The sequence below is a fragment of the Ruegeria sp. genome (genome assembly GCF_965243365.1).
Lineage (GTDB): Bacteria > Pseudomonadota > Alphaproteobacteria > Rhodobacterales > Rhodobacteraceae > Ruegeria.
This window is the reverse complement of record NZ_CBDEUW010000002.1, coordinates 410,259-424,143: the sequence shown is the minus strand read 5'-3', so window position 1 is coordinate 424,143 and position 13,885 is coordinate 410,259. Positions and strand designations below refer to the sequence as shown.

The following is a 13,885-nucleotide window of genomic DNA, read 5'->3' as shown; positions in this document are numbered from 1 at the left end:
TAGCGATAATTTAATGGCTGCCCGGAAAATGCAAGGTTTCCAGACGTATCCAAAGGTACCTATTAGATGCGTTTTTCCTGCGTAATAATGACGCGAACTTGATCGGACCCTCCGATTTCGGCGCGGTAATGACACATGGGCTGTGATAAAAGCGGTCTGAAGGCGCAGGAGATTTCGTCATGGAGCGCAGTTCGAACAGAACCCGAAGATGGGTCCTCCTAGGAGGCGGCGCGGCCGTAGTGGCAGGATTCGCTATCCGGGAATACCGGTTGATCCCGGAAGACTATGGCGGTGACCAACTGACTGTGGCCGAGGCACATACCCAAGCTTTGTCCGGGGATATCCTTTTGGTCGACATTCGAACACCCAAGGAATGGCGGTCTACTGGAATAGGCGAAGCGGCAGCACCGCTGGACATGCGGCGCGAGGATTTTGTGCAAGCCCTGACGCAGCTTGTGAAGGGCGATTTGGCGGCACCCGTGGCCCTGATCTGCGCGCGGGGCGTCCGGTCAGCCCGGCTGAGCAATCAACTGACCGAGGCCGGTTTTTCAAACATTATCGACGTCCCCGAAGGGATGCTTGGGTCGGCCGCCGGGCCCGGTTGGGTTCGGGCGGGTTTGCCGGTTGGCCAATATTCAGAGGACACATGATGACAGTGAAACAATTGTTGGCGCTGGGTTTTGTTGTAACAGCGCAACCAGCGCTGGCCATATGCGGCGCAGAAGAAGGTGTGTGCACGACACTGATGGGCGAGTACCATATCGAACTGCCCGAGGCCGAGAACCCGCCGCTGGTGGTGTTCCTGCACGGCTATGGCGGCAACGGCGCGGGAACGATGCGGAATCGCGGTATGGTCGATCCTCTGCTGGACCGGGGATATGCCGTGATGGCGCCCGAAGGGCTGGCCAGACCGGATCGGGGTGGAACCCAAAGCTGGAATTTCTATCCTGGCTTCGGTGATCGCGATGAAACTGCCTTTCTGACAGAGGTGGTCAAGGACGCCGCCGACCGCTTCGGCATCGACGAAGAACGGGCAATTCTGGGCGGTTTTTCTGCTGGCGGTTTCATGGTGAACTACCTGGCTTGCGCTGCACCGGATACGTTTTCTGCCTATGTGCCTGTATCAGGCGGCTTTTGGCGCCCGCACCCCGAGGCCTGTGAAGGACCGGTGATGTTGTTCCACACCCACGGCTGGACCGACAATGTCGTCCCGCTGGAAGGCCGCCTATTGGGCGGTGGCCGGTACCATCAAGGGGACATTTTCGCAGGGCTGGAAATCTGGCGTGAGGCAAATGGTTGCCGTGATACCAAACCCACAGGCTTTTCAACGACCGGAGAATTCATGCGCCGTAACTGGACCAACTGTGCCAAGGGAAGCGCGCTGGAATTTGCCTTGTTTCCCGGCGGGCATGGTGTGCCCGCAGGCTGGGCCGATATGATGGTGGATTGGTACGAAGGTCTGCCCGGCAGTTGATCACTCAGCCGGGGTCATTGTGCCTTTACCTTCGACCAGTTGTTTCAACTCGTCGCGGTAGCGCCGGGCCGAACGGGTAATCGCGGGTTCGGTTACGTCCTCGCGCATCCCAACCATGCGTCGTGCGGCCCCTGCGGTGACACCGCTAAGGGCTGACAACGGAACCGCCAGAGCCAGGCTGATTGCAATCGGGGCCAGCCAGATTGACACCAGACCGGCCAGAATACCGATGCTCAGGGCCACGCCACTGACTGTTTCCAGAATATGGCACAGAACCAGGGTGCGCAGGTTGTACTTGCCTCCGTCACGCGCTTGCGGGGACCAACCGCGCTGGATGCCAAGTGCTGTGCGGAATACGGCGATCATCTGCTGTACCATCAGGATTGGGGCGTAGAGGATCGACAAAATGACCTCAAAGAAGAACGACGTCAGAAACCGCCAGCCGCTGCCGAATTCGGAGTAGCGCACACCGCTGAGAGGCAGGGCAACCACGCCCAAAACCTTGGGGGCCAGCAGCATTGCGTACATCACCAGAATGACCAGCACATGCCGCGTCTCGGACATCTCGGGCCATTGCGGAAATAGCGGGTTGTCGGGGCTGAAATAATGCAGGACGGACGCGTCTTCGCCCTGACCGATCAGCGCCCACATCAGCAGCAAGGCGAACCAAAGCGGCGACATCAGATACCCGACTGCGCCGTGGAACATGTGAAAGCGCGAGACGGCACGGAATCCGCTGGAGCCCAGCAGCTTCAGGTGCTGCAAATTGCCCTGACACCAGCGACGGTCGCGCATGGCATGGTCGATGAGGGTGGCCGGCGTTTCTTCGTATGAGCCGCGAATGCGCGGCAGGAACCGAACGGCCCATCCGGCGCGGCGCAGCAGACCGGCTTCGACGAAATCGTGGCTCATGATCAGTTTGTCTTGACCTGTGAGCGAACGCAGCTTGGGCAGACCCGCGCTGGTGGCAAATGCCTTGGTGCGGATGATCGCGTTGTGGCCCCAATAGTTGCCCTCTTGCCCGCACCAGCGCGCCAGACCTTCGGCAAAGGCGATGCCATAAACCCCGTTTGCGAATTGCTGCATCCGGGCAAAAACGGATTGCGCGCCAATAAGTTGCGGGTAACTTTGAATGAGGCCGGCGCCAGGATCACGCGCCAAAGCGTCTGTCAGACGATAAATCGCGCGCCCGGTCATCAGGCTGTCGGCGTCAAGCACCAACATCGCGTCCCAATCTGCACCCCAGCGGCTGACCCAGTCGGCGATATTGCCCACCTTGCGGTCGGTGTTGTGTTCGCGGCGGCGATAGTAAAGTTCCAGCCCCGGGGCAAGCGTGGTGCGCAGTGCTTCGACACTGGCTTGTTCCTGGGCCGCGACCTCGGGGTCACGTGTGTCGGACAGGATGAACATGGCATAATGGTGATGGCCGCCACGCGCCTGCAAATCCTCAAGCATCGTGCGGGCGTTGCCGACAACGTTCCACGGGACCTCATTGTAAACCGGGGTCAGCAAGGCCACTCGTAACGGTTGCGATCCTGTTTTGTGCTCAGGGCGCTCCTGCCGGGACAGCGACACCATGCCCAGCAAGACGGTGCACACGGTAAAGGAGATCCAGAAGAAGTTGAACGAGATCAACGCCAACAGGATGCCTTCGACCAGGTTGATGCCTTCGGCACCGAACCAGTCGCTCATGACCCACAACAGGCCCAACGTGGCCGCCATGGCAGGCGAGAATGCCAGCGCGCGCCAAAACCCCGCAGAAGAGGCGCGACGGCCTGATGGCGCATCTGCATCCCGAAACCGCGCACTGAAATCCTGCGCGGGCATGGCCAAAGGCGCCTCGGGCGGCATGATATGCAGGTCGCGGCTCACGAGGTCCAACGGTAGAGCCAGACCTCGGAGGCTGGCTGCTTGTCTTTCAGAAGCTGCGCGCGCAGTTCAACGTGATTGCGTTCGCCCGGCTGGAACGAGAAGGCCAGCCGCAGACCACCGGTATCGGGATTAAGTTGCAGCACGCCGTCCGAGGTCTCGGCATGGGGCGAATCCACAAAAATGGTCATGGCCTCGGGATCGTCATAAAGCTCGGACGCTTCGAAATCGATTACGGCCAAGCGGCCTTCGCCAAAGGTATTGTCGCCCATCGCGGTGTTGATCACGCGCGGCATCGGTGTGCGCTGGGGTTCATCGCCCCAGATCAGCCGGTATGAAAAATCAACCTGACTACCAGCCGCATATGGCTCGGCAGGGCGCCAATAGGCGACGATGTTGTCGTAGATTTCCTGATCGGCTGGGATTTCAACCAGTGTGACTGAACCCTTGCCCCAATCTTGATTGGGTTCCACCCACAGACCGGGACGTTTGTGATAGTTCGCCTCAAGATCGGCATAGTCCGAGAACTCGCGCTTACGCTGCATAAGGCCGAAGCCGCGCGGATTTGTGTCGACGAAAGACGAGATTTGCAGCCGTGTCGGGTTGGCCAGCGGACGCCACAGGACTTCACCGGCGCCGTTGCGGATCATCAGCCCATCGCTGTCATGCACTGCGGGGCGGAAATCGTCGAACCGGCTGTGATTGGTCTGATCGAACAGGAACATCGAGGTGCCCGGAGCGAGGCCCACATGAGTCAGCTCTTCACGCGGAAAGAGGGTGGCTTCGATGTCCATCACGCAATCTGCACCGGCAGTGACGTTGAACCGGTAGGCCCCTGTCACGCTGGGGCTGTCCATCAGCGCATGTACAACCATGTTGCGCTGGCCCGGTTTGGGGCGTTCCAGCCAGAAGCGGATGAATTCGGGGAATTCCTCGCCATCCGGATCGCCGGTTTTCAGGGCAAGACCACGCGCCGACAGGCCATAGACCTCATGCAGACCGATGGCGCGGAAATAGCTGGCCCCTTGCCAGACGCAGAACTCATCGGTTTTGCCGGGGCGGTGCATCTCGGTACGCAGGCGCAGGCCGGAAAAGCCCAGCGTGTCGTCAATGGGCAGCTGCGGTACGTCCTCGGATTTGTCGAACATCTCAAGATCGAAGACCACGGGGGTAGTCATCCCGTCCTCAACAGTTGAGACTTTAACTGTGCGCGGGAAGTACAGGCCCGGTGTGAAGAAATCGACGTTGAACGGAGTTTCCGTCTCGTACCAAAGCGCACGATCCAGCCGGAACCGGATCGAGCGATATTGTTGATAGGTCAGGTCCTGCCACTCCTGCGGCACCATCTCGCGTTCCGCATAAGGGCGACCGGCCAGATCACGGGCCAGTTCGATCACGTCCGCGTGGTCAAACGGGACCTCGCCCCCGGTTGCAAAGGCAGACGGTGCAAAGGCCAGAGCGGTCGTCGAGGCAAGGAATGCGCGGCGGGTAAAACTCATTTCTTCGACTTCCAGGGTTGTGACTTGAACCAGGCGGCCAGATAAGCCACGCCGATGATCATGGCAAAGCCAATCATGTTGGCGACAAAGACACTGGCAACATCCCGCTCAGTCTGGTCGAGCGCCACGCCGATCAGCCGCGCCGCAGCCATAGAAAAGACAAAGACTGCAAGGGATTGCTGGCCGACCTTAGTTATGATCATCAGCAATATTTGCCAGGCACGCGCACCAAGGCTGTGGCCCGTCGCGATCAGACGATGGCCATGTTCACCCGCCGCGACCCACCCCAGATAAGCCAGAGACAGAAAGTGGATGTAACGCAGCACGCCGAAGTCGGTCTTGCCGCGCAGCTCTTCCGTCAAGGGCCAGCCTGGACGCAGCATCGCGCCAAGCTCGGGGGCTGCGTTGTTGATCCAGGTAAAGACTTTCCATGACCCAAACGGTGCCGACAGGACCAGAAAGAGGATTGCGGCCCAGATCAGGAATTTCGAAACCGGCGGCGCTGGAATCCAGCCGCGCATGAATGCAAACCCGGTGAAGAACAACAATTGCCAGCCGAAGGGGTTAAAGAACCACTGACGCTCCGACCAAGGCTCGGCTGGTAACGCCAGCACGCCGGTTTGTGCGACAAGCCAGATCGCCACGCATGTCCCAGCCATCAGCCAGAAACTGACCCGATACAGCGCCATGTAAAGCGGCATCAATGCCAGAACCACAAGATACATCGGCAGGATGTCAAAGTAGTTCGGCACATAGGTCAGCGTAAAGATACCAACCATCTGCGATGCAGGGTCCTTGAAAAAGTGCTGAAGGTTCAAAGACGAGACGTAAGTCTTTTCAAACGCACCGGTTTGGTCGAGTGCAGCCATGGTCATGGCGACGAAGAAGAACAGGCAGATATGCGCCCAGTAGACCTGCCAGATGCGGTAGGCCACGCGGGCTGTTCCCATCCACCAGCCTTTGCGCATGAACGCCCCGCCGAAGGCAATGGCCGAGGCCATGCCCGAGCAGAACACAAAGATCTCGGTGGCGTCGGAATATCCAAAGCGGGCTGGAATCCACTTAGCCCAAGGGTCATTGGGGATATGAGCGATCAGGATGATGAACATCGCGATGCCGCGATAAAAATCCAGCCGTGGGTCGCGCACACTGGCACTGGCCGCAGCTTGAGCTGCGACAGGTGCAAAATCAGAAGCGGGCGAAGCAGTCGCCATACGGTTTTCCGTCCTTCGTGGTCTTTTTTGTTGTTCTTGTTGTTTTATTCGGCAGGGACGCTTTGCGCGTCATCGCCATCGCGGGCCGCATCGATCAATGCACGGCGCGCCAGTGCGTAATTGTCCTCGCCTCCGGCGCGTTTGGCGCGACGGTCGTCCAGGATGCGCTCGACCTCATCCAGGCGACCGGCCCGCAGGCCTGAATCAATCGTGATGCGCTCGAATACATCACGTTGCGCGTGACTTCCACCGGCCAACTGCATTGAGCCGCGCGTAGTAGACAGGAAGTCGAACGCTGTTCCGTACAGCCCGTCCCCGAATGCTTCGAGGCCCTTTGCCGCGGCGACGCCGGGATCGGACATGCGGATCGCTGTGTCGCCATGGTTGCGTCCGGCATCTTTCTGAATGCGTTGCAGCATCTTGCCAGTCGCGTCCGCGCGATTGTCACCAGTCAGGGCCAACAGATAATGTAGATCGGCAAAGATCAGACATCCGTCTTCGGTCCGGGCGGCGCTTAGATCGGCCAGTTCTTCCCAGCGATTTCCGACGTTTACGCCCTCAAGCTCAAGTCGTGACAGTAGCGATGTGGCGTTCGAGATATCGCGGTAATCGTCGGTTTTGTCTTTGCGGATATGTTCGTCATACAGCGCCATAACCTGATCGATCTGACCCAGATCCAGATGCATCAGTGCCTTGTGCCACCAGACATGATAGCGGAAGTTGTTACAATGCGCCCAGGCGTCCTCGCGCCCGGCCAACCAGTCCAGTCCAAGCTGGGCGTTGCCTGTCATCTCATGCACATGCGCGACCGCATGCAAACCCCAGGCATCGTCCGAGACCATCCACAGGGCCTGGCGGCCAGCGATTTCAGCCTTTTCGTAAGCGCCGGTTTCTTCGAGAGCAAAAGAATGACACCCCAGTAGATACCCCCGCCCGGGGTGGTCCGGCTCATAAGCTGGCATAACCCGCTCAATTGACCGCCGCATGCCGTGCGAGTCCCCCAGAACGAACCGCGTTGCATGGCTGAGCTTCATTGCCAGGGTGTCGGTCGGATTAGCGCGCAGGACCTCTTCGAATTTCTGGATGGCTTGCGAGGGCAGGTCGCCCAGATACAGCGCCAACGCCTCGACATACAGCTTTTCACGTGCGGAAACGGGCTGGCGCTCCATCGCCGTATTGGCCGCGTTCAGGGCCTCGGTTGCGACCGGCAGCATTTCGCGGCGGCCCAGCAGAACCATGAACAAGCCTTTGACCGCATGACCCAGCGCAAAGTCGGGTTCAAGCTCCAGCACTTTGCCCAGATGTTGAGGTGTGATTGCGGCATGCGCCATGAACCCGAGCAGAACACCGTTCCACGCATCGACGGCCGCCGATTGGGTCAGGGTGTTCATCTGTCCAAAAACGTCTTGTTTCATGCTCGGGTCCAATCTGATTGCAATATTTCACACTCTTCGATGTAGCAGAGTGTGCAGGCGGGTCGTATCAGTATCGGCCTTGCTCTCGAATTGGTGAAAAGCTGTGTGTGCAAAACGTGAAAAAAATCGCCGATTCAACGGCATGTTTCAGCAACATGCTGCCGAAATAGGCACAGTGTTTCAATCTTCAAACGGGTTTTCGGCGTTCAGAACGGCCTGAGTGTCCGCCCCGCAGATCGGTGGCGGGCTGCGATATGTTACAGGCGTGCGCGACAGGTTCAGGGGATTCCCGATCAGTTGAACCGGACCGGGGGTTGCCTGCATCGTGATCTGCATCTGGCGGGCCGTAACCTGGTCAGTTGCGAAAACCTGATCCAGAGTCTGCACCGGGCCGACCGGGACCTTCAACTCCTCAAGCCCGTTGATCACGGTATTCGTATCCAATGTCCGAACGGCAGGGCGCAAAATGGCGTTCAGTGCATCGCGATGTTCCAGACGGGATGGGTTGGTCGCAAATCTGGGGTCATCCGCCAGCTCAGCACGTTCAACAAAGCCGCAGAACCGCCTAAACTGGCTGTCATTTCCGACAGCCAGGATGACGTGCCCGTCAGATGTTTCATAGACGTCATAAGGAACGATATTGGGGTGACCATTGCCGCGACGTTGAGGCACGTTGCCCGAAGTCAGGTAATTTACGCCTTCATTGATAAGCCAGGCAATTTGCGCATCAACCAGGGCAAGGTCGATCTGCTGTCCTTCGCCCGTCAGATCCCGGTGGCGCAAGGCGGCCAGAATGCCGACGCTGGCATACATGCCGCACATCACATCTGCGATCCCAACGCCCACCTTGGTTGGTACGCCGTCGGGGTCGCCCGTCAGAGACATGACACCGCCATAGCCCTGAGCCATCAGATCGTAGCCTGGCTTTGACGCATTGGGGCCGGTCTGGCCATAACCAGAGATCGAACAATAGACCAGCCCGGGGAATTCCTGTGACAGGGTCGCATAGTCCAGCCCGTATTTCGCAAGCCCACCGGGTTTGAAGTTTTCGATCAGGATATCTGCGTGTGACGCCAGCCGACGTATTTCGGCCTGACCTTCTGCGGTAGAGATATCCAACGCGACGGACTTCTTGTTCCGGTTCGACGACATGAAATATGCACTCAAATCCGAGCGGTTGCCTTGCGCGTCCTCTACATAAGGGGGACCCCATTGCCGGGTGTCGTCGCCTCCGGTGGTTGGGTTTTCGATCTTGATGACACTTGCGCCCAAATCGCCCAGCAATTGCGTGCAGGTTGGTCCGGCCAGAATGCGGCTTAGGTCCAGTACCTTTACGCCTTTCAGCGGTCCCTTAGATGCGGCCATCATAACCTCCTCGGTCGATTTCTGCCGCGATAACGGTGAACCGGTCGGCCTTCAAGGCATCGTGCAGCGCTGCGCGCAGTTCTTCGCGTGCCCTTACGGTGTGGCCATAACCACCGAAAGCCCGCCCCATGGCAGCAAAATCGTGCCGGTCGAAATCAACGCCTCGATTGCCCATCTGGCGTTGACGCTGTTTCAATTCGATCAGGGCAAGGCTTGCATCCACAAAGACCAGAAAAATCGGGTTACCACCCATTTCGGCAGCGGTCGACAGCTCTCCGGCGACCATCAGGAATCCGGCATCGCCCGAGAAACTGATCACCGGACGGTTTGGTTCGGCCAGTTTCAGGCCGATTGCCATCGGTACGGCACACCCCATTGTACACAGCGCCGAAGATTGGATCAGCCCGCGTTCTTCAGAACACTCCCACATCTGGCTTAGCAGGATGCGATGGGCGCCGCTATCTGCGGTTGCCAGAGTTTCCGGGGGCAGCGCGGCACGGGTCTCGGCGATCACGGCGGCGGGCCCCCAATCCTCGTCGATCGGGAAGGCCTTCGCCAATTCAGCCTTGGCCCGTGCGGGCTGACCTGCTGGCCAAGTTTGGCGAGCGGGGTTGCCCTTGGCGATGGCTTCCAGCGTGGACGCTGTATCTGCCACCAGATGCAAGCCTGCCTGGTGCATGTAATGATCGTTGACCACGGCTGAGATGTCGATGACTCGCTTATCCTCGGGATCCCAGATCTCGCGCCAGCCGGGGCGCATTTCAATCGGGTCGTAGCCGAGGCACATAATCAGATCGGATTGTTCAACCAGCGGCACAAGGTGCTTATCGGCCAGCGGGGACAAGCCCGCCCCACCCAGACACAGCGGATGGCTCTCGGGCACCACGCCCTTGGCCTTGTACGTGGTCACGAAGGGGATGTTGAAGTGTTCCAGAAAGGCTTGCACCACACTGCGCGAGTCGTCGTAAAGCACGTCTAGCCCGATGATTGCGATGGGGCGTTCGGCCTCTGACACCCAGCGGCGCGCCTTTTCCAGACATTCCCCGCCGGGGCCAACCGGTGCCACTTTGGCAAGTCGCCGCCGCTTTACCCCCTGCACGCGCGTATCCGCGACCGAGATCGGTACGTCGATATGCACCGGACCGGGACGAGGCTGATTGGCCAGGGTTACCGCCTTGTCTGCGATGATATCCGCACCCTCGGCAGTCAACATGAACGTACCCTTGGTGATCGAACGATAAACCTGTGCATGGTCCATCACCTGATGCGTGTAGGTGAGCGCCTCATCCGCATCGACGCAACCGGTCAGTACGATCATGGGCACCCTGTCCTGCAATGCATTGGCCACCACGTTGATCCCGTTCATCGCGCCTGGACCCAGTGTCGCAACGAGAATCGCGGGTGCCCCATCACGATGATGCACCGCCTCGGCCATGAAACCCGCAGCGTTTTCGTGCTTGGTCAGGTGAAAGGTGATGCCCGCCTGTTCCAGCGCATCGACCAGCGTCAGAACCTCACCGCCCGGCATTCCAAAGGCGTGGCGGCATCCGGCCTCGTACAGGCGTTGGGCCAAAAGATCCGCAGCGCGCGGCGAGAGGTCCTGCATCTATCATGCTCCGAAATCGGTGTTTTAATGCAGATTGCGGAGGACAGCCCTGGACGCAAGGCGGATCACGTCAGTGTGACTATTTGACTGCGCTTTCCGCCACGGCCTGAAACTTATTGTCTAATTCCGCAGCGATTTCCTTCAGCGCTTCGCCACCTTCGAACACATAAGGGGCGAACACAAAGCTGGGTGTCTTGTAGGACAGGGTGGCGGTTCCGTTGTCGTTTTCCGTGACATAGAATCGGATCGGAGCCTCGATCATAGCGTTGGTCGAGGTTTCAAGCACGCGCACCGCGTAGTCATTGTTGAACGCACCGATGACGCGGTTACCCGGGATAGTGATCCCACGGGCTGCTGCAGCCTTGGTCGGCCCGGCCTGTGTCACCACGATCAGGCCGTTTTCCTTCACAGCGGCCTTGGTTGCATCAATCAGTTCATCATAGCTTTTGACGCTGGGATAGACGGCCCAACCGGCCAAAGGCTCCTGCGCCCATGCAGGCAAGGCAAGCAGGCTGAAAACTGTCGCAAGTGCTTTCATCACGGACACTCCTTTAGCGCGGATGGCCGAGTGTCGCCGAATTTGTACCTGGGTGCATTCACAATCTTGTGCGAACAGGTCTGTTGCATCGGGGATGGATTCGAAAGCCAATGCGAAATTTTCGATCAGTGCGCGCGTTTTTTCAGCAGATAGATGTCCATGATCCAGCCGTGATCAGCCCGGGCCGCAGCACGGGTATCAAGAATCTGCTGTGATGCCTCATCCAGTGGCCCGCTGATCAGAATTTCTTCTGCCATGCCGACATAGGCACCCCACCAGATATCGTACTGCGCCATTTCAAGGCCTTGGAACGAGCATTCGCCGTCCAGCATAACTGCAACCTTGCTGGCATCACCGGGCCAGCCTTCGTCACGTAAACGGCGGCCGGTTGTCACGACATAGGGCGCGCCGATGTCATTGATCGGAATCGCATGGGCCGCTGTCAGCGCCTGCAAAGCGGTGATTCCGGGAACCACTCGCGTGATGGGTTGCGGAACCAACCGGGATGCAATCCGCAGGGAACTGTCGTAAAGCGACGGATCCCCCCAGATCAGCAGCGCGATCTTGCTGGCGTTGGGATGAGCATCCATCGCGGAGCGCCATTTTTTGGCAATGGCGTCGTGCCACTCGTCTACGCCCTGAAGATAACCGTCATCCGCGCGCCGATTTGGGATGTCAAAATAGGCGATTTCAGGTGGTATATCAGCCACTTTCGCAATGATCTTCTCGCGAATACCCGCCAGATCGGCTTTGTTTTCACCTTTACGCGGGATCAGGATCAGATCGGCCTTTTGTATCGCTTGCGCCCCCTGAAAGGTCACATGATCGGGGTTGCCGGTGCCGATGCCGATCAGGATCAGCTCAGTCATCGCCGAACTCCGCCAACGGTCCGTACAGGATCAGGGCAGGTGCGGTTCCGACATCTGCTTTCAGGCGTTCGGACAGGCCTCCAAGTGTTGACCGGTGCAAGGATTGTTCCGGGGTGGAAACGGCCTCGGCCATCAGTGCGGGTGTGTCCAGCGGCAGCCCGTGATTGTGCAAAACGTTGACCAACAGGGGGAAAGTGCGCTTTCCCATAAAGACAACGGTTGTTGCCCCGGGGTCTGCCAAAGCGGGCAGGTTCAGATCTTCGGGTAGCTTGCCGCTGACGTCATGGCCTGTGATGAACTGCACCCGCCGAGCCGTCAGCCGCCGGGTCAGAGGGATGCCCGCCGCTGCAGCCGCGGCGACGGCCGAGGGGACGCCGGGGATGATCTCGTATTCGATCCCAGCGTCGCGCAACGACACAAGCTCCTCCTCCAGCCGTCCGAACATGCCACCATCACCTGATTTCAGGCGCACGACGCGCTGCCCTGTCTGTGCGTATTCGACCAGCAAGCGGCTGACATGATCCTGCTTTGGGGACGGGCGCCCGGCGCGTTTGCCCACGCCAACCAGATCGGCACCGTCCCGCGCATGGGTCAGGATTGGGCCGCTGCTGAGGTCATCAAACAAGACCGCATCGGCCTTGTTGAGCCTGTCCACAGCCTTGAGTGTCAACAGTTCCGGGTCACCCGGCCCCGAGCCGACAAATGAGACAAAACCAGTCATGCCGAAGCCTCTGCGATCAGGTGAAAGAACGTGCCGGTGACATTGCCACGCACGGATCCTGTTTGTGGGCCTTCGGCCCCCTCGGCATCGAAGACGCGGGCCAGCGGCGCATCAGGCTGCTCGACAATCGAGGAATAGTGAAATTCGTGCCCGCGCAGGGCGGTTCCGGTGGAAAACCCGGGCATTGCCGACAGCAATTCCGCCCGGCGATACCCAAGGTTGAACTTGCGTTTCTCGTACGAGGTCACCAACCCCAGCAGCCCGGCCATTTTGTGCCTTTGCCCTTCTTTGTCGATCAGAATTTCACCCAGGGCCATGTATCCGCCGCATTCGCCGTGAACGGGTTTCGTTTCTGCATGCTTGCGCAGCCCTGCCAGAAAGGTCTCGGCTGCGGCCAACGTTCCAGCGTGCAGCTCGGGGTAACCTCCGGGTAGCCAGACAAGATCGGCGTCTCTGGCAGGGGCTTCATTGGCCAGCGGAGAAAACGGCAATATCTCCGCTCCGGCGGCACGCCAACCCTCCAAAAGATGCGGGTAGGTAAAGGAAAACGCTGCGTCCCGTGCCAGTGCGATCCGGTGCGCCGGAGGTCGCGGCAGCGCGGTTGACGATGGCCCATCTGGGCCTGAGGAAGCCGCCCGCTTGATGGCCTCCAAATCCACATGCTCGCGCAGGAAGGTTGCATACCCAACAATGGCGCTTTCCAGATCAGGATGCTCGACCGCTTGAATCAGCCCCAAATGCCGCTCGGGCAAAGTCAGATCACCGCGACGGGGCAAAACCCCCAGAACGGGCAGTCCGGCGCGTTCCATTCCCAGGCGCGTCAGGCGCTCGTGTCGTGAGCTGGCGCAGCGGTTCAGGATCACTCCGGCAAAAGGCAGGTCAGGGTTATACATCTTGAACCCCAGCGCGGTTGCCGCAGCCGACTGCGCCTGTCCGCCCACATCCAGCACCAACACGACAGGCCACCCCATGCGTCGCGCTGTTTCGGCGCTGGAGCCATGGCCCAACTCGCCCGGCTTAGCCACGCCGTCGAACAGCCCCATCGAGCCCTCGGCGACCACGATATCCGCCCCTTCGGCCTGCGCCGAGATGGCGTTCAGCAGTTGCTCTCCCATCGCCCAACTGTCCAGATTGAACGAGGAACGGCCAGCTGCGGCCCGATGAAACGCCGGGTCAATATAGTCCGGCCCGCTTTTGAATGGCTGCACGGCAAGCCCGTCTTCGGCCAATGCGCGCAACAGGCCCAGCATGACAGTTGTCTTGCCCGTTCCCGAGGATGGAGCGGAAATCAGTATGCCCGGAGGGTTGGTCATCG

At 59.4% G+C, this 13,885-nt stretch carries 12 protein-coding genes; 2 read left to right on the top strand and 10 right to left on the bottom strand.

Annotated features, from left to right (window positions below):
- The first annotated feature begins 179 nt into the window (after window positions 1–179).
- Both ACP0GE_RS05825 and ACP0GE_RS05820 read left to right on the top strand, forming a co-directional pair.
- Complete coding sequence (locus ACP0GE_RS05825) at window positions 180–650, top strand: rhodanese-like domain-containing protein (RefSeq protein ID WP_424831050.1); 471 nt, start codon at window positions 180–182, stop codon at window positions 648–650.
- The gene (locus tag ACP0GE_RS05820; protein ID WP_424831049.1) at window positions 650–1,474 is read left to right on the top strand and encodes an alpha/beta hydrolase family esterase; all 825 of its coding nucleotides are present in this window, start codon (window positions 650–652) and stop codon (window positions 1,472–1,474) included. The genes ACP0GE_RS05825 and ACP0GE_RS05820 overlap by 1 nt, the downstream gene beginning before the upstream one ends.
- Here the strand turns inward: ACP0GE_RS05820 and mdoH are convergent, their stop codons facing one another.
- From mdoH to ACP0GE_RS05770, 10 genes are all read right to left on the bottom strand, one after another.
- Window positions 1,475–3,325, bottom strand: a complete 1,851-nt coding sequence (mdoH, locus tag ACP0GE_RS05815; protein WP_424833816.1) for a glucans biosynthesis glucosyltransferase MdoH — start codon at window positions 3,323–3,325, stop codon at window positions 1,475–1,477. It abuts the gene before it with no gap.
- A gap of 17 nt (window positions 3,326–3,342) precedes the next feature.
- Window positions 3,343–4,842, bottom strand: coding sequence for a glucan biosynthesis protein (locus ACP0GE_RS05810; RefSeq protein ID WP_424831048.1), 1,500 nt, complete (start codon window positions 4,840–4,842; stop codon window positions 3,343–3,345).
- On the bottom strand, window positions 4,839–6,056 hold the full coding sequence (locus ACP0GE_RS05805; RefSeq protein ID WP_424831047.1) for an OpgC family protein: 1,218 nt from the start codon (window positions 6,054–6,056) through the stop codon (window positions 4,839–4,841). Before ACP0GE_RS05805 ends, ACP0GE_RS05810 begins: the two co-directional genes overlap by 4 nt.
- A gap of 44 nt (window positions 6,057–6,100) precedes the next feature.
- Window positions 6,101–7,471, bottom strand: coding sequence for a tetratricopeptide repeat protein (locus ACP0GE_RS05800; RefSeq protein ID WP_424831046.1), 1,371 nt, complete (start codon window positions 7,469–7,471; stop codon window positions 6,101–6,103).
- Between the two features lie 180 nt (window positions 7,472–7,651).
- Window positions 7,652–8,836 (bottom strand): CaiB/BaiF CoA transferase family protein, encoded by a 1,185-nt coding sequence (locus ACP0GE_RS05795; RefSeq protein ID WP_424831045.1) that lies wholly within the window; start codon window positions 8,834–8,836, stop codon window positions 7,652–7,654.
- On the bottom strand, window positions 8,823–10,442 hold the full coding sequence (locus ACP0GE_RS05790; protein ID WP_424831044.1) for a thiamine pyrophosphate-binding protein: 1,620 nt from the start codon (window positions 10,440–10,442) through the stop codon (window positions 8,823–8,825). The genes ACP0GE_RS05795 and ACP0GE_RS05790 overlap by 14 nt, the downstream gene beginning before the upstream one ends.
- A gap of 79 nt (window positions 10,443–10,521) precedes the next feature.
- Window positions 10,522–10,980, bottom strand: coding sequence for a DUF302 domain-containing protein (locus tag ACP0GE_RS05785; RefSeq protein WP_424831043.1), 459 nt, complete (start codon window positions 10,978–10,980; stop codon window positions 10,522–10,524).
- 125 nt (window positions 10,981–11,105) lie between these two features.
- The gene (gene cobF, locus ACP0GE_RS05780; RefSeq protein ID WP_424831042.1) at window positions 11,106–11,849 is read right to left on the bottom strand and encodes a precorrin-6A synthase (deacetylating); all 744 of its coding nucleotides are present in this window, start codon (window positions 11,847–11,849) and stop codon (window positions 11,106–11,108) included.
- Complete coding sequence (cobA, locus tag ACP0GE_RS05775) at window positions 11,842–12,570, bottom strand: uroporphyrinogen-III C-methyltransferase (protein ID WP_424831041.1); 729 nt, start codon at window positions 12,568–12,570, stop codon at window positions 11,842–11,844. The genes cobF and cobA overlap by 8 nt, the downstream gene beginning before the upstream one ends.
- Window positions 12,567–13,883 carry a cobyrinate a,c-diamide synthase gene (locus ACP0GE_RS05770; protein ID WP_424831040.1) on the bottom strand — a complete coding sequence of 439 codons (1,317 nt, stop codon included), beginning with the start codon at window positions 13,881–13,883 and terminating at the stop codon, window positions 12,567–12,569. Before ACP0GE_RS05770 ends, cobA begins: the two co-directional genes overlap by 4 nt.
- Window positions 13,884–13,885: the final 2 nt, after the last annotated feature.

Coding starts and splice junctions, on each gene's coding strand:
- ACP0GE_RS05825 (WP_424831050.1), top strand. CDS start 180: ATGGAGCGCAGTTCGAACAGAACCCGAAGATGGGTCCTCCTAGGAGGC.
- ACP0GE_RS05820 (WP_424831049.1), top strand. CDS start 650: ATGACAGTGAAACAATTGTTGGCGCTGGGTTTTGTTGTAACAGCGCAA.
- mdoH (WP_424833816.1), bottom strand. CDS start 3,325: ATGCCGCCCGAGGCGCCTTTGGCCATGCCCGCGCAGGATTTCAGTGCG.
- ACP0GE_RS05810 (WP_424831048.1), bottom strand. CDS start 4,842: ATGAGTTTTACCCGCCGCGCATTCCTTGCCTCGACGACCGCTCTGGCC.
- ACP0GE_RS05805 (WP_424831047.1), bottom strand. CDS start 6,056: ATGGCGACTGCTTCGCCCGCTTCTGATTTTGCACCTGTCGCAGCTCAA.
- ACP0GE_RS05800 (WP_424831046.1), bottom strand. CDS start 7,471: ATGAAACAAGACGTTTTTGGACAGATGAACACCCTGACCCAATCGGCG.
- ACP0GE_RS05795 (WP_424831045.1), bottom strand. CDS start 8,836: ATGGCCGCATCTAAGGGACCGCTGAAAGGCGTAAAGGTACTGGACCTA.
- ACP0GE_RS05790 (WP_424831044.1), bottom strand. CDS start 10,442: ATGCAGGACCTCTCGCCGCGCGCTGCGGATCTTTTGGCCCAACGCCTG.
- ACP0GE_RS05785 (WP_424831043.1), bottom strand. CDS start 10,980: ATGAAAGCACTTGCGACAGTTTTCAGCCTGCTTGCCTTGCCTGCATGG.
- cobF (WP_424831042.1), bottom strand. CDS start 11,849: ATGACTGAGCTGATCCTGATCGGCATCGGCACCGGCAACCCCGATCAT.
- cobA (WP_424831041.1), bottom strand. CDS start 12,570: ATGACTGGTTTTGTCTCATTTGTCGGCTCGGGGCCGGGTGACCCGGAA.
- ACP0GE_RS05770 (WP_424831040.1), bottom strand. CDS start 13,883: ATGACCAACCCTCCGGGCATACTGATTTCCGCTCCATCCTCGGGAACG.